Raw genomic sequence first — 21,737 nt, 5'->3', positions numbered from 1 at the left:
CATTTCCAGACCCCGTTCGGACATACGCATCAGCAGGGACGATGAATTATCGCGCCGTACTACGGTTCTCACTTTTGAGATGCGAATCACGATTAGGACAACTTATAGGCCAGTATCTCGAACCCATTGCCAACAGTGACGAACGCCCAGATCACGTTGGTTCAAATCGACAACTACGGTCCATGGACCGTAACGCCGGAACCGCGCCGGGAAGTAGACCTCCAGACGCTCCAATCGCGTCTCTATGCCGACCTCTCGCAACTCATCGGCAATCGGCAGGGCTCCGTCTTTTTCACCCGGTTCGACAACATGGTCGCCGTAACGAACGGCCTCTCGATGGACGACCACGCGCTCGTACAGGAATCGATCAGCAACCGCTATCCGGTAACGGTTAGTCTTGGTGTCGCCACCGGGACGAGTCCGGTCGAGGCGCTCGCCGATGCGACCGAACAGTTGCAGGCCGCCGGAAGCGCACAGGACAAGGCACGGCGGGAAATCCTCCGCGGCCGAACCATCGACGAGGAGTTCCGAACGGACGACGACATCCAGATCGCCCATTTCGACGTGAACGATATGACCGGCAACTTCACGGATGAGGTGAACGCCTTCGATTCGTTCATCCACATCGAACAGGGGTACGCCGAACTAATGAAGTACATGCGGAAGGCGTACGATTCGCTCTCGTTCTTCGTGGGGGGCGATAACGTTATTGCGGTCTGTCCGGAGCTAGACGAGTCGGAATACGAAGACGCCATCCGGCACGTCGAAGAGACGGTCGAAGTCGAATTGAAAGTCGGTGTTGGCAACGGTCGAGTTCCACAGACGGCGGGAATGGCCGCGAAGCATGCATTAGAAACGTGTCGGGCGGACGGCAGTAGAATCGAGTTCGAATAGCTGACCGTACATATTCGTTGGACGCGGGAATAAAGGTGCCGGGGATACCTTTTAGAAGAGTTGTGTCAAACGTTCACATATGGAAGCGGAAGTTACAATTCGAGATATGATGACCAGAGAATACGTGGGGGTCAGTGAATCGGACTCCGTTCTGGGTGCAGTGCAACTCATGCAGTCAGAGGGGGTCGGGAGCGTCGTGGTTCTTCGCGGGCGTGAACCGGTCGGAATCATGACTGAGTCCGACGTCCTCGACCTCATCGCGGACGAGCGCGACCCCGCCGAAACGACCGTCGCCGATGTGATGACGAGTCCCGTCGTCTCGATGCGTGCGGACCGCAGCCTAGCCGATGCGGCGGGCATGATGGCCCAGCAGGGTATCCGGCGAATCGTGGTTACCCGTGACGATGAACTGGTCGGGGTCCTCACCGAACGCGACGTTATTTCAGCCTCGGCGTCGCCGTCGAGTATTTCGTCCGCCCGCGAACCGGATATGGACGACGAACTCGGTAGAACGATGAAGACGAACGGTGGTGACGCCGAATACACCGGACAGAGTATCTGTGAGGTCTGCGGTAAACTCACCCGTGAACTGACGAACGTCAACGGTCAACTGGTCTGTACGGATTGCCGCGAGTTTTAATTCAACGCTCCTATCGTTCCCCGAATAGAGTAGTTTTTGACGAATTTTAAAAATCTCGAAAGGTAGATTTATATTGCAAGAGTTGATACCCCTCCCTGTCCATGCGATATGATATCGAACGGCGTGACGTTTTGAAGGGTGTCGGAACGGCCGGAATTGCCGGCCTCGCCGGTTGTATTGGCGGTGGCGGTGCTGGTAACGGAGACGGTGGAAACGGCGATGGAGGTGGCGACAAGAGTGGTGGTGGCCCCGACGTTATCAACGTCATCGGCTACCCACAAAGCGGGATCCAACTGTTTCGTGACTACTACAAGAATACGGACGGGAACCACAAAATCATCGTCCCCGACGGACTGCTCGATACCGAGTTACCGAAGCAGGTCAGCAACGATATGCAAAACATCACTGGAACCGCTCCCGCAGCATCCGGGCCGAACAAGAAGGCGTTCACGGAGATGTACAAGGACCAGTACGGGAGCGCGCCGGGCGTGTTTACCTCACATTCCTACGATGCGGTCGCGGTCCTCATCCTCGCTAACGCAGCGGCAGGTGCAAACGATGGCACGAAGATCCGCGACCAGATGCGTCGGGTCGCCAACGGCGGCGGCCAAAAATACGGTCCGGAGAACTTCGTCGAGGCGGTCAAAGCGGCCGCTCGTGGGGAGGACATTAACTATCAAGGTGCGTCTAGCGTCGTCGATTTCAACGATAAAGGCGACCCGGCGTCGGCGGCCTACGATGTCTGGAAGTTCGCTCCGGACACGGAGGACGGCTACAAAACCATCGATACGATCGACTTCGAGGGCAGTGCCGGTGGGAAGATGGCCGACAGTTCGCCCGGTGGTAAGAATCGGGAGGTCAAAGTCGGAATCCTTCTGCCGGAAACCGGCGACCTCGGTTCGGTCGGGAGCCAAATGATTCAGGCGGCAAAAATCCCCGTCAAGCAGGTCAACGACGCGGGAATCGACGTGACCGTCGATTCACAGGTCGAGGATACCCAGACGACGAAGCAAGCATCGATGTCCGGTGCGAATGCACTCGTCAGTGCGGGGTATCCGGCCATCTGTGGCCCTGCTTCGTCCGGGAACAACATCCCGGTGAGCAAACAGGTGTATGCCAAACAGAGCGTCGTCGGTTGTTCACCGTCGAGCACGGCACTCACCGTTACGAACCTGAAGGACAACGATTTCGTCTTCCGGACGGCCCCGAGCGACCTGCTGCAGGGGAAAGTGATGGCACAGGTCGCCGCCGAACGACTCAGCGGGAAGACGGCGTCCACGCTCTACGTGAACAACAGTTACGGCCAACAACTATCCGATAAGTTCTCCAGCGCGTTCACGGACAAGCACGGCGGCGAAATCATGAACAAAGTGTCGTTCAACAAAGGCGAAAGCTCTTACACCTCCGTCATCAACAAAGCGGCCGGTTCGAAGTAATCGGGTTTCCCCGCTCGAACGTCCCACCTCGAAAACGGTCGTCCGTTCTGTCACCTATACTATCGACCATCGAGTGATGAACCGACCAAAATATATAATGATAATTTAAAATAGACTTTTGACGCAGAACGACGAGGGTTTCCCCGGGTATGAGTCCAAAAATCGACAGGCGAACCTACCTCCGTGGGGTCGGGGGGATGGGTGCCGCGACGACCGTTGGTTTGATGGGGAACCTCCAACAGGGTGGTGGGCCGGACATGCTGACGGTCATCGGCTATCCACAGAGCGGCATACAGCTGTTCCGTGATTTCTACGCGATGGGAGGAACCCAAAACCTCGACGTGCTCGTTCCGGACGGGCTACAGGACCCGTCCCTGCCACAGCAGGTCGGGAACGACATGCAGAACGTCACCGGAACGGTGCCCGCTGCTGCCGGGCCGAATCGGCAGGCATTCGTCCGACTGTTCAAGAACCAGTACAATCAGGATCCGGGCGTATTCACCTCTCAGTCGTACGACTCCGTCGCCATCCTGATTCTGGCGAACGCCGCTGCTGGCGAGAACAGCGGACCGGCGATCCGCCAGCAGATGCGTCGGGTCGCCAATCCACCGGGGAAGGAGTTCGGACCGCAGAACTTCATCGAGGCCGTCAGAGCCGCTGCAAATGGCGAGGACATCAACTATCAGGGTGCGTCGAGTACGACGAACTTCGACGACCGAGGCGGTCCAGCGTCGGCGGCCTACGACGTCTGGAAGTTCGCGCCGCAAACCGAAGCCGGCGTTCGAATCGTCAACACACGACGATTCGAAGGGAACGCGGGCGGTCCGAGCGCGAACAGCGCGCCCGGCGGTTTGGGGCGAACGATCAGGGTCGGCATTTTGCTTCCAGAGACGGGTGACCTCGGTTCGGTCGGTGGGCCGATGATTCAGGCCTCACGAATTCCGATCCAACAAGTGAACCAGGCGAACATTGACCTCCAGGTCGAAACACAAGTGGAGGACACACAGACCGACCGACAAGCCTCCATCAGCGGGGCGAACGCACTCGTCAACGCGGGCTATCCCGCCGTTTCGGGGCCAGCATCCTCCGGGAACAACATCCCCGTCTCGACCGAAGTGTTCATTCCGAACGAAATCGTCGGCTGTTCACCGTCGAGCACGGCGATTACCGTCGCACGACTGCAGGACAACGACTTCATCTTCCGGACGGCCCCAAGCGACCTGCTGCAGGGGAACGTGATGGGTCAGGTCGCCGCCGAACGGTTCGGTGCGCAGTCCGCTTCGACGCTCTTCGTCAACAACGACTACGGCCAGCAGTTATCGAATCAGTTCGCCACGTCGTTCCAGGAGGATTACGACGGCCAAATCCTCAATCAAGTCGCGTTCAACATCGGGGAGTCGTCGTACACGTCCGTCCTCAATCAGGCGCTCCAACGGTAGCGAAGCGAGTCGTTGGTAGCGTTCACGACGCTGTTTTTTCGCGCCCCGTTTTCCGAGCGGGGCGTCCAGTGGCCACTCGTCTCGGCAAGTCGGTTTTCGCTCGCGTTCGAGAACAGGACCGTCGCAGGACGACTGCGGTTCGAAACCGTCGTGTTTGAAACCGTATTGCCACGCGAATCGGCAAGCAACAGCGCGGATTCCCCGGTTTTCCGAACGGTGCTATCGGTTACGCGCCCCTGTCGACTTCCAAGGAGCGCGATGCCGGTTTCGCTCCGTGTGATCGACGTGTCGGATACGGTCACCTCCTTCGAGTCAGCGACGAGTACGCCGGTCGAACTCTGAAACCGAACCGTGCTGTCGCGGAGGACAACCGCATCCGAGTCCACGAACACGAGCCCCGACACCCCGTTCGTCGCCGACACCTCTCCGATATTCGCCCCCGGTGACGACGAGAACGTCACGCCATCGACGGTACGCCACGTCGTCACGTTTCGGACGGACCCGTTCGGCGCGGACTCGTACCGAATTCCGAACGTCCACTGGCGGACCGAGAGGTTCCGGACGGTGACGTTGGAGCCCGTCACCACGATACCGGTCGTGTTCTCCCGGAATACGCCACCGTCGATGCTGTGGCCCCTCCCCGAGACGACGACATCGTCGGCAGTCACTCGAACACATGTGTTCGTGCGGGATTCGATATCGTGGGTGAGAACGTAGTGGCCGGACCCCGCAATCGTCGTGCAGGTGTCGATCGGCGTGGATTCTTCCGCGGGAGGCGAGTAAACCGCCCCCGAGACTCCCGGAGCGACGGCGGAAACGACGACGAGTCCGAGAACGACCACGGGAACGCCCCATCGGAAAATCTCCATGAGGGACACACGCGGAGCTGGCGTTTGTGAGTTGTTGCCAAGACAGGACCGTGTCCCGTCCTTCGTTCGAACAGCCCTCCATCCGACCTCGTGGCTCACTGGAGCGCAAGCAGGGTGCACACACCATTTACGGAGACGTCACGACAGAAACAGTGGGTCGGGGCAGATTCGAACTGCCGATCTGCTCCGTGTGAAGGAGCTGTCATAACCGGACTAGACTACCGACCCGTGCATCTTGTCGTTTCCCTGCCCAAGACTTAAGGCTTGCTTTCGACAGCGGGCGGCCACCACGACCAAGACCGGCGAATGCCGAGTCCCGACCATGACCGACTGGAACGTGGTGAACGTCGCCGAGGTAGCACCCGGCGTTCAGAACGCCGAAAAGCCGCTGAATCGCGTCCTCAGCGAACACGCGGGAGCACGGACGAAGTTCGTCCTCCCCGAGGGACGCTACCACCTCGACGGTCGGTTCGAGCACAACGACTGCAAGGCGATCGCTATCATGGGGGATCCACACGCCACGCTGGTCGTGACCGACCCCGGCCAACAGTACGGTCTGGACGTGGGTGGGGGATGGGGCGCGAATCCCGAAACGTCCGCCGAGTCGGTCGAAGTCAGGAACCTGACTTTCGATATGACCGCGGAGGGGGTCGGTTCGCAGGCGGTTTCGGCACGGGCGAGTCACGACCTTCGACTCGAGAACGTTGCTATCGAGGGGGAGTGTGCATCCGCGGGTAAGGGAGCGCTCGGCGCGATTTACGCGGCGGTGACGCACCCCGACGGGTCGGGAACCGTGTCCGTCTCGCTTCCGGATGGGTGTGATTTTCGCCCCGACACGTATCCCGACCAGTCCGCAGTCGATTCGCAGACGAGCCATCCCATCGGCGTCAGCGTGACCGACGACCATCGCGGGGAGCTGACCTTCCGGGACTGCCACGTGGAGGGGTGGGTCAACAACGGCGGCTATTTGGCCGGTGGGGACGGTCCGTGTATCGTGGACGGTGGTCTCTGGAAGGACAACGGAAACGCGAACTTACGGCTGGGTGACGGTGACGTCGCCCGCGACGTTCGAATCGAGATGGACGAGACCGAATACACCGGGTGTGGTCTGTGGTTGCAGGACGGCAATGTCCAAGTGTCCGACGGCGAGATATGGTTGCCGAACTGTGACAACGACGGCTTGCGTGTGTCGAGCGAGTCGGCCCGTGTACACGATCTGAAAATCGACTGCAAGTCATCGTCGCGGGCGCTCAAAGTCAACGATGGGGATGGTTCGGTGCTGTTGGACGGGGTCGAGTTGGACGACTGGGGAGATGGGTCGAAACACGCCTACGGTGCCGAAATCTGGCGTGAGGGGACGACGCTTCGGAACTGCCGCCTCGCGTTTCACTCCGGTGAGGAAAACAGAAACGGAATCAATCTCGTCGCCCCCGGAATCGTCTTCGACGGTGTCACCGCAATTCACGACGCGGCCGACAGAACGACGGTGCTCGTCAAAGGAGACGGCGTCGAACTCCGAAATTCGACGTTTCGCGGGCGCGTAGACGTCGACCGAAAAAATGCGGCGTCGCCCCGGATCGAGGGCAACGACTTCATCGATTGTGACTGTGTTGGCTTCGACCCCTGACGGAATCAGGGGAGTGGTCGAATCGTACCTAGCTCATTCGGATGCGCTTTCGGGCGTCTTTCACGGCATCACGCGACCGTCGTTTGACTTTCCGTTCCACTTCTCGGACATTCGTGCGCATTTTCTCTCGACGTGTCGCTTCCGATTCTGAAGGTCGCTCCTCACCCGTCCTCGCTCGAATCTTTCGCTTCCCGGTTTGAAATTCCGCTCGAACACCACGTTTGAGATGATTCCCCGACCGTCTGAGATAGTACCACGCGTCTTTGAAATGCTTGTTCATCGCACTCCCCAATCGTGTCCTTACGTGAGCAACAAATAAAATCGTTGCGTCAGATTACGGACGAACGGTCGTTCAAAAACGGTATTATCCCGGGCAAACAAATCACGGGTGTATGTTCACGCGGCTTTCGATTCCGACGCCGTTCCAAATCGGTCCGGTGAACGCCTATCTCGCCGGGCGAACGCTGGTCGATCCGGGGCCGGGGAGTGAGGAGGCATGGACCGCACTGCTAGAGGGGTTAGAACGACATGGGGTTGGACCGACGGAGATAGACCAAGTGCTCATCACGCATCCACACCCGGACCATTTCGGGTTGGCCGCACGCCTCCGAGAAGCAGGTGCGCGCGTCATCGCGAGCCACGACACAGCGACGATAATTCGTGATTTCGCATCCCGACTGGAGTACGAACAGTCCTACTTCGCCGATTTTTTCGACAAAAACGGGATGGCGAGGACGACCGCGGAAACGGTGACGAACCTTCCTGAAGCATATCTCTCCGTTTCTCCCGGCGTCGAAACCGACTACGAACTCGGTGACGGCGATTCGGTAACCGTCGACGGGACCGAACTGACCGCGGAGTCGGTACAGGGACACGCCCCTGGCGAGACCATCTTTACGTTCGAAACGGGGACTGAGTCGAAAGCGATCGTCGGCGACCACGTCCTCGCCGATATTACGCCAAACCCGCTTCTCCAACCGCCGATGGAAACGGGCGGCAGTCGTCCCCGCGTTCTTCCGGCGTTCAACCGCTCCCTCTCAAACCTCCGTGAACACGGACTCGATCACATCTTCCCGGGGCACCGCGAGGAAATCACGGACCCCGAGCGGCGAATCGGGGAAATACTGGACGCACACGAGGACCGAACCGAGAACGTTCTCGGTCTCGTCGATGGGCCGACGACGGCGTTCGACGTAATGTCCTCCCTGTTCGACGACCTGCCTGCGACGGAGTATTTTCCGGCTATGAGCGAAGCGATCGGGCACCTCGACGTGCTCGAAGAGCGCGGCGAGGTAGAACGACAGGAACAAGGGGGCGTCGTGATGTACGAAGAGGTATCAGCATGAACGACCTGCAACCGGTCGCGCTCGGCGACGAACCCGCAGACCTCGTGATTCGAAACGGGCGCGTACTGCTTCCCGAACCCGGCGAGTTCCAAGCTCGTGACGTGCTCATCACCAACAACCGTGTCGCCGCACTTCCGGAGGATGGGACGGATGCGATCGGCGACGACACGAAAGTCATCAACGCCAGCGACCGGGTCGTCTCCCCGGGATTCATCGACGCGCACACACATATCGACCTCCACCAGACGTTCGAGAACGCCTACCACTACGCGCTCGAAGGCGGGACGACGACCGTCGTAACGGAGGTGACCGGCTTCGGTCCGATGTTCGGCCCGGAAGGGGTAGAGCAGATGCTCGCCGCGACATCGTATCTCCCGATTCGGGTGTTCGCCACCGTCCCACCCCAGCCGCTCATCGATACGTTCCGACCGGCGCATGGCGATTCCGAGTCACTCGCAAATCTGCTAGATGACGCCCGAATCGTCGGGGTCGGGGAAACGGATTGGATTCACGCAGTGGGTCGCGACACGCCCGCAGAATCCCTATACGACCGGGCGGAACAGGTCGGAAAAACCGTCTCGGGACACGCCGCAGGCTGTTCGGGGGAGAAATTGCAGGCGTTTGCGTCCATCATCGACGACGACCACGAGGCAATCAGCGGGGAGGAAATCATCGAGCGGGTGGAAAACGGGATTCACGCGATCGGTCGATGCGGTTCGATTCGAGACGATATGGCCGCGGTCGGCGAGGCATACGAGGAAATCGGTGCCGAAGAAATATCGCTCTCGACCGACGGCATGTGGCCCCGCGAACTCATTCGTGAAGGGTACATGGATGTGGTCGTCCGCCGGGCTATCGAGGAGGGGATTCCACCCGCCGACGCGATTCGGATGGCAACCCTCAACCCGGCCCGTCATTTCGGCCTGCGGAACCTCGGCTCGCTCGCACCAGGCAACATCGCTGATATCGTTCTCATCGACGATTTGGAGACCGTCAACGTCACGACCGTTATCAATGGCGGTGAAGTCGTCTACAACAACCACGAGATGAATGTCGCACCACGTTCCTACGAATATCCGGAACACTTCTACGACAGCGTCAACGTCAGCACCGACTCTGACCAGTTCCGAGTGTCCGCTATCGACGAACCGGTTCGCGCAATCGAATATCGGGAAGGGTTGCTCTCGGGACAGACCACGGTCTCCCCGCCGGTCCAAGACGGCGAACTCGTGGCCGTTCCGGATGAGGAACTGTTGAAAGTCACCATGCTCGACCGGCATCCGGAGGGCGACGGTGCCGGGTTCACTGGATTCCTGACGGGGTATGGCGCGTTCGAAGGGGCAGTCGCGACCAGCGTCGTCTGGGAAACGCCGGGGGTGCTAGCGGTCGGCAGCGGTGACGACCTTCGTCGTGCCGTCACGCACGTCAACGAGATGGGCGGCGGATGGGCAGTCGTTAGAAACGGTGAGGTCGTTGCTGAGCTCCCCACGCGAGTCGCGGGTGTCTGTTCGGACCTCGAAGTCGAGGAAACGGCAAAACTGTACGATGCCGTAGAAAGCGCCCTGCGAAGCCTCGGAGCAAACGTCGAACGGCCGATGCTCGCGGTGCAGACGCTCACGTTCCCCGGTGTTCCGTCCCTCAAAATGACGCCGTCGGGCTATGCCGACATTTTCGCTCGCGAAGTAGTCGGTCTCGAAACCGTATAACTACGGTCTCTCGCCGTCGTGTTCCCGAATCGTTCGTATCTGTTCGTACGGGAAGAAGTTCCGCCCCCCTTTTCGCCGTAACCAGACCCCAGTGTCGTAGAACTCCAAATCGTTTCCCTCGACAGGTGAAACGATGTTCTGTTCTCCCCCACGCTTGCCGGACGGAACGAGGTACACGTCGTACTGTTTGTCGGGCATAGCAATGGTCTACGCCAAACGTGAGCAAAAGCGTGCCGGCTCAAGGGGGATCATAGATGATGATTCGCCCGTCACGGTGAACGACGATTTCGAACCCCTCGTGTCGAAATTCGACTCGCGTCGGGACACGGGCGTGGGACGGTCGGTCGAAGAGATCCTCCAATGCATCCGGACTGACACTCTCGTAGAGGGGTTCTAACTCGGTCGGTGAATCGTCTGACACCGTCGCAATCGCGGTGATGACCTTCTTCGCAATGGGACCGTCGTCGTGTTCCGTTTCGTGCAAGATCTCTCTTTCACTCGTTTGGTGCTCATCACGCGGTTCTCTACACATTCCGAACACCTTTGAAACGATGAATTTGTGGGGTGGAAGTTCGTAACTGCACAGTGTAGGAAGTTGTGAACCACGGGTTGATTCCTTGGGGTTTACTGGTTCACGTCTTTATTACCCCCCGAATGGGTTTGTCGTTTCGCTTAGGGGAAAAGCGTCGAATCGAGCACTCGGTCCAGTCCTCGTCGAAGCCGACCCGATGCGGCTTGCGGGGAAATATCGAGTGACTCCGCGAGTTCCGACAGTGACGTTTCACGCGGGACACGAAAGTAGCCGGATTCGAACGCGGTCACGAGTGCCTCTCGCTGTTCGTCGGTGAGGTCGTACTGTTTCACTCGAAGTTCCGGAAGGGAATCGATTCGCCGGACTTCATACGAAATCGATGCCTCGTCACATGCCTCTCTGAATCGGCTCGCGCATTCGTGGTCGGGAAACCTGATGCGGAAAAGCCACCCGTCGCAGTTTCCTTCGGCGTGAAGAAGGGTCGCACCCTGCCTGACGAGTATCGCGTGGATATCATCTTCATCGGACCACTCCGCTCGACAAAGGGCACCAGTTTCAGTTTCACTGATCATTTCGACGGAATCGATAGTCGTGACCCTGGAAGGGACATCTGTAACGAACGACGGGTCGTCTCCGAGCACCCAGAAAAACGGCATCGTTCCTTCACCCGTGGGAACGATGCGCTCCAGTTCGATACGAATGTCGAGACGCGTGGAGACCAACTCACCGAGTGCGAATCCATCGGTCGGAAGTTGGATTTCAACCACGATGTTCACAGTTCGTGGTCGGTGTTGGGATGTATCAACCCTTCGGGCCGATATGGTGCGCAAGACACGCTGATAATGTCTATAACTTACGCGTATTGGCGGCGTTGGAAATCCAGTTCTGACGACGATACGCCGTCGAATCCATCCCCAGTTGTTCAGCGAACAATCGTAGTTGAATCGGAAGACGGCGCGGGGTTATTTGGACTGGGTTAAATAATTATGAATTAAATATGGCATAAAAGCTTTTATATTGGTGTAGCTCAGCCACGCGTGAGGTACCAGATGTTCGCACCGCTACGACGCATGACGCTGTTTGCCCTGTACCAGATGAGCGTCTTGACCGGAATCCTCCTGCTCCCAGTGGCTGTCATGGCCCGACGAGTGGGAGTGCCGTTCCCGATGCACCGCATAATGGAGTTCATCTCGAATGCATATGACGAATCTATAGAACCACGGCCGTAATACCGCCCTGCCTTTTCACCAGCCGTTTTGTCACCCAGTCGCACACCCGAAAGGGTTGGTTTTATCAGTGCTGGCGGACTACGGTCGGGTAATGCGTAGCCCAATGCACGACTCCGAATTTTCACGCAATATGGAGCGATTCGGCGGCGGCCAGAGCAATCCGTACGAGCCGGAAATCGGGTCGCTTCCCGAGAACAATTTCTCGCAGGACGACATGAAGAACGTCAACAAAACCGGAACCACGACGATCGGTCTAACGACCGCGGACGGCGTCGTCATGGCGACGGATATGCGCGCTAGCCTTGGCGGTCGCTTCGTCTCCAACAAGAACGTCCAGAAGGTCGAGCAGATTCACCCGACCGCCGCACTCACCATGGCTGGTTCGGTCGGTGGTGCCCAATCGTTCATCCGAACGATGCGTATCGAGTCGAACCTCTATGAATCCCGCCGCGGCGAGCAGATGAGCATGCAAGCCCTCTCCACGCTCGCGGGCAACATGCTCCGTGGAGGCCCGTTCTTCATGGTCTCTCCCATCCTCGGCGGTATCGACGAGGAAGGCGCACATATCTACAGCCTCGACCCGGCCGGTGGTGTCATGTCCGACGATTACACCGTTACGGGAAGCGGTATGCAGCTCGCCTACGGTGTCCTCGAACAGGAGTACGAGGAGGGCCTCTCGAACGAGGAGGCGAAAACCATCGCTGCGCGCGGTATCAAGAGCGCAGTCGAGCGAGACACGGGCAGCGGAAACGGTGTCTTCCTCGCCGAAATCACCGACGAGGGCGTTACTATCAACGGTCACAAAGACTTCGACGACGTTCTCTAATCCGCCCCGATTCTTTCTCTTCGTTCGTTTCTCCGACAGCGGTGCACGCATCGAATTTTTGCGAACGGTTCGTCGATTCTTACACTTCCTTTTTCCCTCGCCCAACCCAGTTGGCGAAGCTTCCGTCGATAAGTGTGTGCACCTGCTTTTCGATGTACGTGCTCTGCATTCCCGTTATCGCATCCTCAAGGTTCGCTCCGTCCTCGATTCGCTCGCGTACTTCGCGCTTTTTCCATCCGGCCGGGGTGATGCCGTGACGGGCCCGCTGTCGAAGGGGCCAGAGATATTTTGCGGCCTGTTCGTCCGACAGGCCGCGCGATTGGAGGCCGTCCTTCGCGTGAGCAAACAGGTCGGTGTATAGCTCTTCAGTGTCGGTAGTCTCCTTGCCGTCGTTCGTAATCCAGTAAAGGTCGGCGTCGAGTCCGTCACGCATGGCTGCGTAGAAGTTGTCCCGAGCGACGACCCAGTCGAGGTGTGTGACTGGATGCTCCCTTCGGAACGTGCTTTCGAGCAGTCCCGCAAAGGCGGCCTGAAACGCGATGGAATCCCTCACGGTCGGCTGAGCGGCGATCGGTCGGAACTCGATTCGTGCGTTCGCGTCGGAGCGAGTCGCTCCGCCGAACACCGGTCGAACCCACCGCCAGTAGGTGCCGTGTTTCAACCGGAAGTGGGCGAACCCGTCGTCGAACCGGTCGGAGCGAGACACCGGCATCGGGACGATGGTTCGGTCGTCCGCGATGTTATCGACGGCATCCTCCGTCGATTCGAAGTCCTCGGGAAAACGAACTTTCCCGGGGTCTTCCGCGTTCAATACCGACTCGAAGACGCCGATTCGGTTCTCCATCCACGCCTCGTCAACGATTTCGGTCGCCGGGGCATCGTCGTAGAGGTCCGGCGGGAAAAACGGCGAGTTGACGCCAAGCGCAAGCAACGGGGCCGCGATTCGCGAGGCATAACGGAAATACGCTGGAAGATCACGGGCGTGTGGCACCTGATAATGCGGCTGGATAGAGGTGATGAGGCTCTCGGGCATCACCGTGTCCGCCGAGAGCGAGACGTGTGGCGCATCGAGTTCCATCCCGACGTCGGCCTCGGAGTTCGCCATCGCATGATATCGAACCGAATCGCTCATGTTCGAGGCGATTCGGGTCCCGTCGTCCTCGATGCTGTCGGTGAGATACCCTCGGGTCGTCTCACCCTCCGGCGGAATCGTCCAGAGACCGTCGCTGACGAGGAGCATCTTCTCGGCCGTCGTCCGCTCTTCGGCCGCTGAGAGGCGGGCTTTCACCTCGGCTTCCTGTGCGGCCAGGCCATGCTCGTTCAACGGTTGGGGACTGGTGGACATCTCGGCGTTGTGGAGGCCGAGTTCCTTTTCGAACCCGATGAGTTCCAGCAGTCTGCGCGGAACGCGGGCGAGGGCGTTCGTCTCCCTATCCACGGCGTAGAACTCGTACTCGAACCCGACGATAGCTTGCGGGTTGTCGAATGTTCCGTTCGCGAGTTCCTCCTTGATGACCTCTGCGTCCTCTTCGACGCGAGTTTGGAACTCCTCGCGGTCAACTGTGAGCACGTCTTTTACCTGCGACGCAAGGTCGTCTGTCATGCGCAGGAATGGGCGTGCCAAGGGCTTCAATCCACGGGCTTCGTCGTGGTCGTTCGTTCTGGTTTTCATCGCGTCCGCCAGCCACGACCGTTTTCGAGAGCAAACATCGAAAGTCGATCTTGTGCTCGTAGTGTCTGCACGATACAAACGACTACTCGAGCCACGACTTCCCGGAAATCGAAAGCCGTGGCTTTAACTCCAGGCATAGGCAACCGCCGGTAATGGAGTTCGCGGAGTTCGCCGAGCGTGCCGGAACCATCGAGGAACTGAGTGCCGACACCGACATCATCGAGGCCGTCACCGACCTCCTCGCGTCGGCGAACGACGACCTCGAAGTGCTCGCCCGATTTGTACAGGGACGGATGTTTCCGGCGTGGGACTCGACGACCCTCGACATCGGTCCGAACCTCTGCTACGCCGCCATCGCCCGCGCCGCCGGGCAGAACGTCTCGGCAAACGACGTGGAGGACCGACTCGCCGAAATGGGCGATATCGGCGCGGTTGCGTCGAGTTACGAGTTCGGCGGCCAACAGGGGTTAGCCGCCTTCGGGGCAGGACGAGCCGAGTTGACCGTCGCGGAAGTCGCGGACGAGCTCGAAGCGCTGGCTCACACCGAGGGGCCGGGCAGCCAGGACACGAAAATCGACATCCTGTTCGGACTGTTCAACCGCACCAGTTCGCAAGAGGCACTCTATCTCGCGCGCCTCGTCCTCTCGGAAATGAGAATCGGCGTCGGCGAGGGGACGGTTCGAGACGCCATCACGGGTGCCTTCGACGTTCCCGTCGAGACCGTCGAACGCGCCCTCCAAGTGTCGAACGACTACGGCAGGGTCGCCCGAGTCGCTCGCGACGAGGGCGAGTCCGGACTGGATGAACTACAACTCGAAGTCGGCAGGCCGGTACAGGCCATGCTCGCACAGGCGGGAACCGTCACGGACGCACTGGAGGATTGGAACAGGGCAGGTATCGAGTGGAAATTCGACGGCGCACGGGTACAGATACATTACGATGAGGACGATGTCAGCATTTTCTCGCGGAATATGGAGGAAGTGACGGACGCACTCCCGGAAATCGTGGAATATACGGAAGAGAACCTCGACGTTTCCGCGATCATCGACGGCGAAGTCGTGGCGATGAACGACGGCGAACCCCTTCCATTTCAGGAAGTCCTCCGCCGCTTCAGGAGAAAACACGACGTGGCCCGTGCCCGCGAGGAGGTGGCGGTCGAACTTCGGGCGTTCGACTGTCTGCACGCAGATGGCGATGATTTGCTCACTGCACCACTCACCGAACGCCACGACCGGTTGCAGTCGATACTGTCCGGCGGCGTTTCCGCGCTCACAGTCACCGACGATACGGACGATATCGCAGACATCGAAGCCAACGCACTCGATGCCGGTCACGAAGGCATCATGCTGAAAAACCCGGATTCGACGTATTCGCCGGGTCGGCGTGGGAAGAACTGGTTGAAACGCAAACCCGACGTAGAGACGTTGGACCTCGTCGTCACCGGTGCGGAGTGGGGAGAGGGGAGACGGGCGAGTTTCCTCGGGACCTTTCTGCTGTCGGCCCGAGACGAGAACGGCGAGTTCGAAACCCTGGGCAAAGTCGCGACCGGCATCACCGACGAAGCGTTGGCCGAACTGACCGAACTGCTCGAACCATACATCTCGACGCAGAGCGGACAAGTCGTCGATATTTCGCCGAACGTCGTCTTCGAGGTCGGCTACGAGGAGATTCAGCAGTCGCCGACCTATTCGGCGGGATACGCCCTTCGATTCCCGCGATTTCTCGGCGTTCGCGACGACAAATCCCCCGATGACGCGGATTCGTTGGAACGCGTAATTCGACTCGCAAAATCGCAGTAGCGAAACCCCGGGAGGAACAACACGTATTTTCGACTGTTTTTGCTGTCGAGTTTCGAAACGCTTGACCCCGTTCTGGCATCCGATCGAGACGAGTGACGCTCGAATCACTCCCTTGCCCGAACCCTTTTGTTCGAAACCGACCCTATCGACGTACATGACCGTTTCCCACGACGAGTTGACGGTAGATTGGTTCGGCTACGCGACGGTCCGATTCGAAACCGACGACGGCTTGGTTGCCTACATCGACCCCGGACGATACGGCGTACTGACGGGCGACTGGGAACCCGACAGTCCGGGTGTGGGCCATCCGGAACCGGTCGATTACCGGGCGCGGGACGGGGACGTCGTCTTCGTCACACACAACCACCATTACGATTCGGACGCTATCGAGCGAGTTGCGGCCGACGACGCGACCATCGTCGTGTACGAGGGCGTGAACGCGGATGACATCGACCGCGAAGTGAAATCGGTCGATGATCTTCCCTTCGACGTTCGACGTATCGGGGAGGAAGACCACCTACCGGTCGGCGACTGCGACGTCTGGTCGCTTCCAGCCTACAACGAACCGGATGGTCCGCACACACGGACGAACGGCGAACCGTTCCATCCGAAGGGGTTCGGCGTCGGATACCTGCTCTCACTGGGTGGAACGACCGTTTTCTGGCCCGGCGATTCCGACGTATTGCCGGGTCATCGAGAGCTAGAAGTCTCGGTTTTCCTCCCACCGATCGGTGGGAGTTTCACCATGGACAGACACGAGTCGGCGGATATCGCGGAGGATCTCGATCCCGATCTCGTGGTTCCGATTCATTACAACACGTTTTCGGCGCTCGAAACGGACTCCGATGCGTTCGCTGACGATATGGAGAGTCGAGACGTCGCCGTGGCGTTGGACGAAGAATAACGGGACGGCGGAACGGTCCGAGATTCGTTCACCGTGCCGAATCGGCCACCCCAACACAATATTCTTGGTGGCTGGTGGACACGTTTCAGATATGAGTCCCCGAAGTACCTCCAACTTCTGCTCGCAGTGCGGTGCAACACTCGGTTCCGGTGCGTCGTTCTGTTCGCAGTGTGGGACGGCAGTCGAACCCGGTTCCGAACGCGGATTTGGTTCCGATGTCGGATCTGATCGTATGTCGGGGACGGGTCGCAGCAGCACCGCGTTCCGCCGACGCATCGAAGACCTCTCCGTCGAGGGCTGGGACGTAAAACACGATTACGGCGACCGTGTCGTCATGATAAACCGAGGGTTCGGTTCGATTCCACTCCACGTCCTCCTGCTTCTGTTCACGAGCGGGGTCGGCAACCTCCTCTACGCGTGGTACAACTACTCCCCGGGTGCCGACCGCGTCGAACTCCGGGAGGATGGCTCGGAAGAATACATGGCGAAGGACGGCTTTTCGACGGAGTGGTCGCTACGGAGTGTGGCGAGTTTTTTCATCGCTTCGGCACTGGGCGTCTTCACTACCGTGTTTGGCCTCCTCGCTCTCCTGACGACGACGGATCTCGCTGGAACGGCGTTCGGGGTCACGTTTTTCCTGCTGGGCTTGTTTTCGCTCCTGCTCGCGCCACAGCACGTTCCCGGGTTCGAATCCCCGACGACGTTCGGAACGGTTCGCTCCACGGACGAAAGAACCATCTTCGAACCGACGGTTCCCTGTACAGTCTGTTCCGCACCGGTCGGGACGGGGGTCAAACGGACGTTCAGCAAGAAGCGGTACGTCGCTGGCATCCCGGTTGAGACGGCAAACGCCGGTGTGAACCACTACTGTCGGTCGTGTGCTCGCGGGGATGTTAGGGGCGTCGAATACGGATCTGATGACCAGTTCGACTTCGAGTCCGAGGTCGCATAGCGGTCAATCCGCAATACCACCGTTCAGTGCATCGGCAACCGCAATCACCGCGAGACAGATCGCAGTGATCCCCGCTAGTTTGGTCAACAACGGATTCGAAACCGCCATCGAATAGTTGGTTAGCGCCCAAATCACCGCGAAAATCATCGCGCCGATGCCGGTCAACTTGAGGTTCAACCAGTTGCTCATCGTCGCTAGTATGCACGCTACCGGCATGATGTTTTCTCATACGATGTTTTGGAAAATACACCGATCCGGGAGTACCCGACTCCGACTCAGATGATTCCCATGTCGCCGAGGCGATCGGGCAGATACGTATCGGTCACGAAATCGAGTCCGTGCGATGCGAGTGCCTGCTGTTCGGATTTCTTCTCGATTTCGAGTTGGAGTTCGATCTGCTCTTTCCAGTAGTCGGTCTGATAGCGCGGATCTTCGAGTTCGCTCTCGAGCGCGTTCCTGTCTGAGTCGCTCAGGGGGTCCGTCGGTAGGTCGTACTCCACGATGTCGGCCGGTTGGATGCCGATGAACTTCGCATCAGGGGTGGCGAGATAATCGCTCAAATGCGCGCTCTTGATTGACCCATAGGCGACGGATCCGTAAATTCGGTAGCTCCACGGGTCGCCGTCGGTAAAGACGGTGACCGGGAGGTCGAGTTCTTGATGCAACCGTCGCGTGATGCGCCGCGTTGCGCGTGCCGGTTGTCCCTTCAGATGGACGATGAGTGCGTTGTGTTCGTCGTCGAAGCCGTTCTCGACGAGTCGGTCGCGCATACCACCGGTCTCGACGCAGAGGATGAAATCAGCATCGTGGTCGAGAAACTCGATGGTGTCCGGATTGTTCGGAATCTGGTAGCCACCTTCGCCGACGTCCTCCTGACAGTGGATGTCGCGCTCGCCCCGCCGAGTTTGTTCGCGGAGGTAAAGCGGCCCCATGATGGTCGCACCCGACTCCTCCGGGCGCATGTGGAAATCTTCACGAGTGACGTCCGAAACGATCTCCAAATCCTCGATGAGTTGGTTCGATTCGTCCTGGTCGGAGAACTGTGCTTCCTTCGTGTCCCACGACTCGGAGAGGTAGTACAACTCACGAAGGGTCGAAGAACGGTCCTCTTCCAACTGGTTCGAGAGGAAGTCGATGGTGTACACTGCTTTTAGCAGCTTTCTCGCTCCGCGAACACTGTTCGCACTTCGGGTACTCTTCCGGTCGCCGTACACCCAGACTCGGTCTTCTTCGTCGTATTCGATGTTGCTTTTCGTTCGGGTCGGGATGGACATCTCCGGGATTCGCCCACCCGCGAACTGGTCGTAAAACTCCGCGGCGAGGTCGATGAGTTTCGCTCGTGCGTCGTCGTTATCTGCGCTCATGTGTTGTTGGTCAGTCGTTCGTCTTCGATTCCCTCGACCGTCACACGGTCGAACGATACGTCATCGGCTATCTCGTACGTGAGAACGGCTTCGTCACCGCTCTCCACGGTTGGCTCCCATGTCACGAACCATTCGCCGTCCATCTCGACAGCAGTCGCACCGTTGGAGAGGTTTTCGGGCCTCGTCGCAACGATCTCGGTCAGTTTTGGCGACTCATTCGTGCCGGAGTGGTTCTCGACGACGAGCGAGACGGTATCATCCTCGATTTCACGTTCGACGAGCACGTTGTTCATGATACGTGCCAGCGAGTCGCCGATGTCGAGGTCGTCTCGGCCAGTGACGTCCGAGAGCTTTTCGGCCATCTCGGGGAGAATGGTCGCGATGACGCTTTGTTTCTTCTGGCGTTTCTTGAGCGACTGGCGCTTGTTGAGGTAGGATTTGAGTTCGCGGGCCGCCTCTCGAATCGCCAGTTCGATTTCGTCTTCGATGGACGGAACGTTCGCGATCGCGTCTTTCGACTCGCTCGTGAACGGAACGTTCGTCGAGGCGACGTGAATCATGATGACGACCGGTCCGTTCGGAATGCCGCGCCCGCCGGGTTGGTCCAAGTTGTAGTTCCGCCAGCCGATGGACTTCACCACGTCGGTCGTCGCACACGCGCCACGCTGATAGACGAGCGGGACGCGGTTGGCGAACCTGAGGAGTTCCGCAGGTCCCTCGGCTTTGAGTTCGCCGCCGTAGGCGATGCCAGCCTCGACGATAAACGGATCGCCGCCGTGAACGTCGGCATCGCGGGTCGCCGCGGCGTAGAAGTCGGCATCGTACTCCTTTCTGAGCCCGGCTTCCACGAGGTTTGCGGTGATCGGCGACAAACAGTTCGTCGGCGGCGAGATGATGTCCGTCTCCTTCATCGCATCGAGGAGCTCGCTCGCGGTGTCGCGGCTATCGGCGACGGCTTTTACCTTCGGTACCTCGTCCGGGACGGTCACCATCGAGTTCCAAACGCCCTCGAAGACGTTTTCGCGGGCCGTGTCGCCGATGGTTGCGTCCTCGCGCTCTTCGGTCATGTCCGCGGCGCGACTGACGTACTCTCGGAGGCGTTTTTCGGTTGCGCGGTCGTTGCCGTCCTCGCTCTCGAACTTCGCGGCGATTCGCTCGGCGAGTGCACGGACGGTTTCGTCGTCCTTCCGAGTGCTCGTCGCCTCGTCTACGAGTTCGTACAGGTCGGTGACTCGGTCGTCGGTCACCGCGCTCCACGCTGCATCGACGGCGTTTTGCTGCACCGTATCGCCGAAAGACGTGCCGAACTCGTCTTCCGTCTCTTCGGCGGCGAGTCTGACGACTGCACGCACCTGATGGTGGGAGATTCGGTCGCTCTCGTCGATTTTCGTGGCGATTTGCTCGGCGAACGAGGCGGTCGCGTCAGCCCCTTTGTTCGCGACTGCTTCCTCGACTGCCGATTTCACGTCAGCTTCGTCGTGAGGCTGTGGTCCCCGCCACGCTGCCTCCCGTCCGTAGTGCCTGTCGCGGAAGTTCTCGAGGACGTTTTCCGCTGTCTTCTTCCCGACTCGGGTGAATTCGGTTTGGAGAAACCCTGAAACGCTGTGCGAGTCGGTTTGATCGAGCATCTTCAGCAGGGTACCGAGTTCGACGCCGTGTGGGTGCGGGCGAATTTCCTCGGTTTCCGCGGGGAGGTCGGCCCCCTCCGCTCGCTCGAAGACCATCTCTTCCCCGTCTTCCATCCCTGGCTCCTCGAAGACGATTTTCGCGTGCGGGTTGACGACCGCGGTGTGTTTGATGTAGCGGATGAGTTGCTGGCGGGCGCGCATGTTGGCCTCCATCTCGAGTTCGATGCGCGTTCCGTGCGTGCCGACGAGTTCCCGACCGATGGGCGGGGTGTCGGATTCGGTCTGGATTTCCGGTTCGTTCTCGTCGGTGTTGATGATGAGTTCGAAGTATCGTTGTCGGTCGCTCCCTTTCGGCCTGCTCGTGATTTTCGCCGGTTTTCCGCTGGTCAACTGGGAGTAGAGGACGGCGGCCGAAATCCCGATCCCCTGCTGTCCGCGCGACTGTTCGCGCTTGTGGAAGCGTGACCCGTAGAGCAGTTTCCCGAACACTTTCGGAATCTGCTCGCGGGTAATTCCCGGCCCCTCGTCCTCCACGATGAGGCGGTAGTACTCACCGACCTCCTCGATTTTGACGCGGACGAACGGCTTCAATCGGGCTTCTTCGGATGCGTCGAGGGCGTTATCGACGGCCTCCTTGACCGCGGTGACCAACCCCCGGGCACCGCTGTCGAACCCGAGCATATGCTTGTTTTTCTCGAAGAACTCGGCAATGGAGATCTGTCGCTGGCTTTCGGCCAACTCTTCGGCGATCCCCTCGTCGCCGAGCGTAGACTGCATCGAAGGCATTCTTCGCCAGTATTTATCGGCGGGGACGTTAAAACTGCCCCGATGGGGCGGAGTGAAAGTGAAAGTGGTCGTCCCTGTGACTGGAGCC

General features: G+C 59.3%; 20 protein-coding genes and 1 tRNA gene. 11 read left to right on the top strand and 10 right to left on the bottom strand.

From position 1 onward, the window contains the following. Positions 1-135: 135 nt before the first annotated feature. The 4 genes from OOF89_RS01095 to OOF89_RS01080 all read left to right on the top strand — a co-directional run bounded on the left by OOF89_RS01095 (position 136) and on the right by OOF89_RS01080 (position 4,409). Complete coding sequence (locus tag OOF89_RS01095; RefSeq protein ID WP_266077762.1) at positions 136-894, top strand: GTP cyclohydrolase III; 759 nt, start codon at positions 136-138, stop codon at positions 892-894. Between the two features lie 79 nt (positions 895-973). Then, positions 974-1,534, top strand: a complete 561-nt coding sequence (locus OOF89_RS01090; RefSeq protein ID WP_407661575.1) for a CBS domain-containing protein — start codon at positions 974-976, stop codon at positions 1,532-1,534. Positions 1,535-1,635: 101 nt separating this feature from the next. Next, positions 1,636-2,970 carry an ABC transporter substrate-binding protein gene (locus tag OOF89_RS01085; RefSeq protein ID WP_266077758.1) on the top strand — a complete coding sequence of 445 codons (1,335 nt, stop codon included), beginning with the start codon at positions 1,636-1,638 and terminating at the stop codon, positions 2,968-2,970. A gap of 149 nt (positions 2,971-3,119) precedes the next feature. Next, positions 3,120-4,409 carry an ABC transporter substrate-binding protein gene (locus OOF89_RS01080; RefSeq protein WP_266077756.1) on the top strand — a complete coding sequence of 430 codons (1,290 nt, stop codon included), beginning with the start codon at positions 3,120-3,122 and terminating at the stop codon, positions 4,407-4,409. Here the strand turns inward: OOF89_RS01080 and OOF89_RS01075 are convergent. Both OOF89_RS01075 and OOF89_RS01070 read right to left on the bottom strand, forming a co-directional pair. Further along, a complete protein-coding gene (locus tag OOF89_RS01075) occupies positions 4,391-5,278 on the bottom strand; it encodes a right-handed parallel beta-helix repeat-containing protein (protein ID WP_266077754.1) in 888 nt (295 codons plus the stop codon). The two genes, OOF89_RS01080 and OOF89_RS01075, sit on opposite strands and share 19 nt — an antisense overlap. Positions 5,279-5,431: 153 nt before the next feature. Continuing rightward, positions 5,432-5,506 (bottom strand) — tRNA-Val (locus tag OOF89_RS01070). A gap of 94 nt (positions 5,507-5,600) precedes the next feature. Between OOF89_RS01070 and OOF89_RS01065 the strand changes: the two genes are divergently transcribed. Continuing rightward, positions 5,601-6,905 (top strand): hypothetical protein, encoded by a 1,305-nt coding sequence (locus OOF89_RS01065; protein WP_266077752.1) that lies wholly within the window; start codon positions 5,601-5,603, stop codon positions 6,903-6,905. 28 nt (positions 6,906-6,933) lie between these two features. Here the strand turns inward: OOF89_RS01065 and OOF89_RS01060 are convergent, their stop codons facing one another. Then, the gene (locus tag OOF89_RS01060) at positions 6,934-7,185 is read right to left on the bottom strand and encodes a DUF7553 family protein (protein ID WP_266077750.1); all 252 of its coding nucleotides are present in this window, start codon (positions 7,183-7,185) and stop codon (positions 6,934-6,936) included. 112 nt (positions 7,186-7,297) lie between these two features. Between OOF89_RS01060 and OOF89_RS01055 the strand changes: the two genes are divergently transcribed. Together OOF89_RS01055 and OOF89_RS01050 are read left to right on the top strand one after the other, a co-directional pair. Next, the gene (locus OOF89_RS01055) at positions 7,298-8,251 is read left to right on the top strand and encodes an MBL fold metallo-hydrolase (RefSeq protein ID WP_266077748.1); all 954 of its coding nucleotides are present in this window, start codon (positions 7,298-7,300) and stop codon (positions 8,249-8,251) included. Continuing rightward, complete coding sequence (locus OOF89_RS01050) at positions 8,248-9,957, top strand: adenine deaminase C-terminal domain-containing protein (RefSeq protein ID WP_266077746.1); 1,710 nt, start codon at positions 8,248-8,250, stop codon at positions 9,955-9,957. The genes OOF89_RS01055 and OOF89_RS01050 overlap by 4 nt, the downstream gene beginning before the upstream one ends. Here the strand turns inward: OOF89_RS01050 and OOF89_RS01045 are convergent, their stop codons facing one another. From OOF89_RS01045 to OOF89_RS01035, 3 genes are all read right to left on the bottom strand, one after another. Then, positions 9,958-10,155: a hypothetical protein gene (locus tag OOF89_RS01045; protein WP_266077744.1), complete on the bottom strand. Its 198-nt coding sequence runs from the start codon at positions 10,153-10,155 to the stop codon at positions 9,958-9,960. 40 nt (positions 10,156-10,195) lie between these two features. Continuing rightward, entirely contained in the window at positions 10,196-10,441 is a 246-nt protein-coding gene (locus tag OOF89_RS01040; RefSeq protein WP_266077742.1) for a HalOD1 output domain-containing protein, read from the bottom strand. A gap of 188 nt (positions 10,442-10,629) precedes the next feature. After that, positions 10,630-11,265, bottom strand: a complete 636-nt coding sequence (locus tag OOF89_RS01035; protein ID WP_266077740.1) for a helix-turn-helix domain-containing protein — start codon at positions 11,263-11,265, stop codon at positions 10,630-10,632. A gap of 544 nt (positions 11,266-11,809) precedes the next feature. Here OOF89_RS01035 and psmB point away from each other — a divergent pair. Beyond that, on the top strand, positions 11,810-12,544 hold the full coding sequence (gene psmB, locus OOF89_RS01030; protein WP_266077738.1) for an archaeal proteasome endopeptidase complex subunit beta: 735 nt from the start codon (positions 11,810-11,812) through the stop codon (positions 12,542-12,544). 79 nt (positions 12,545-12,623) lie between these two features. Here psmB and OOF89_RS01025 read toward each other — a convergent pair whose 3' ends face one another. Then, positions 12,624-14,147, bottom strand: a complete 1,524-nt coding sequence (locus OOF89_RS01025; RefSeq protein ID WP_266077736.1) for a hypothetical protein — start codon at positions 14,145-14,147, stop codon at positions 12,624-12,626. A 221-nt stretch (positions 14,148-14,368) separates the two neighbouring features. On the opposite strand from OOF89_RS01025, the gene ligA reads away from it, so the two are divergent. From ligA to OOF89_RS01010, 3 genes are all read left to right on the top strand, one after another. Then, positions 14,369-16,015: an ATP-dependent DNA ligase LigA gene (gene ligA, locus OOF89_RS01020; RefSeq protein WP_266077734.1), complete on the top strand. Its 1,647-nt coding sequence runs from the start codon at positions 14,369-14,371 to the stop codon at positions 16,013-16,015. 154 nt (positions 16,016-16,169) lie between these two features. After that, positions 16,170-16,919: an MBL fold metallo-hydrolase gene (locus tag OOF89_RS01015; protein WP_266077733.1), complete on the top strand. Its 750-nt coding sequence runs from the start codon at positions 16,170-16,172 to the stop codon at positions 16,917-16,919. 91 nt (positions 16,920-17,010) lie between these two features. Continuing rightward, on the top strand, positions 17,011-17,871 hold the full coding sequence (locus tag OOF89_RS01010; protein ID WP_266077732.1) for a zinc ribbon domain-containing protein: 861 nt from the start codon (positions 17,011-17,013) through the stop codon (positions 17,869-17,871). Positions 17,872-17,874: 3 nt separating this feature from the next. Here OOF89_RS01010 and OOF89_RS01005 read toward each other — a convergent pair whose 3' ends face one another. From OOF89_RS01005 to OOF89_RS00995, 3 genes are all read right to left on the bottom strand, one after another. Beyond that, positions 17,875-18,060 carry a hypothetical protein gene (locus tag OOF89_RS01005; RefSeq protein ID WP_266077731.1) on the bottom strand — a complete coding sequence of 62 codons (186 nt, stop codon included), beginning with the start codon at positions 18,058-18,060 and terminating at the stop codon, positions 17,875-17,877. 86 nt (positions 18,061-18,146) lie between these two features. Further along, positions 18,147-19,235, bottom strand: coding sequence for a DNA topoisomerase IV subunit A (locus tag OOF89_RS01000; RefSeq protein ID WP_266077730.1), 1,089 nt, complete (start codon positions 19,233-19,235; stop codon positions 18,147-18,149). Next, on the bottom strand, positions 19,232-21,649 hold the full coding sequence (locus tag OOF89_RS00995; RefSeq protein ID WP_266077729.1) for a DNA topoisomerase VI subunit B: 2,418 nt from the start codon (positions 21,647-21,649) through the stop codon (positions 19,232-19,234). Before OOF89_RS00995 ends, OOF89_RS01000 begins: the two co-directional genes overlap by 4 nt. Between the last annotated feature and the right edge of the window lie 88 nt (positions 21,650-21,737).

Origin of the sequence: Haladaptatus caseinilyticus (assembly GCF_026248685.1) — an archaeon.
Classification (GTDB): domain Archaea; phylum Halobacteriota; class Halobacteria; order Halobacteriales; family Haladaptataceae; genus Haladaptatus; species Haladaptatus caseinilyticus.
The sequence above is the reverse complement of the archived record's forward strand: the minus strand, read 5'-3'. Positions and strand labels throughout refer to the sequence as shown.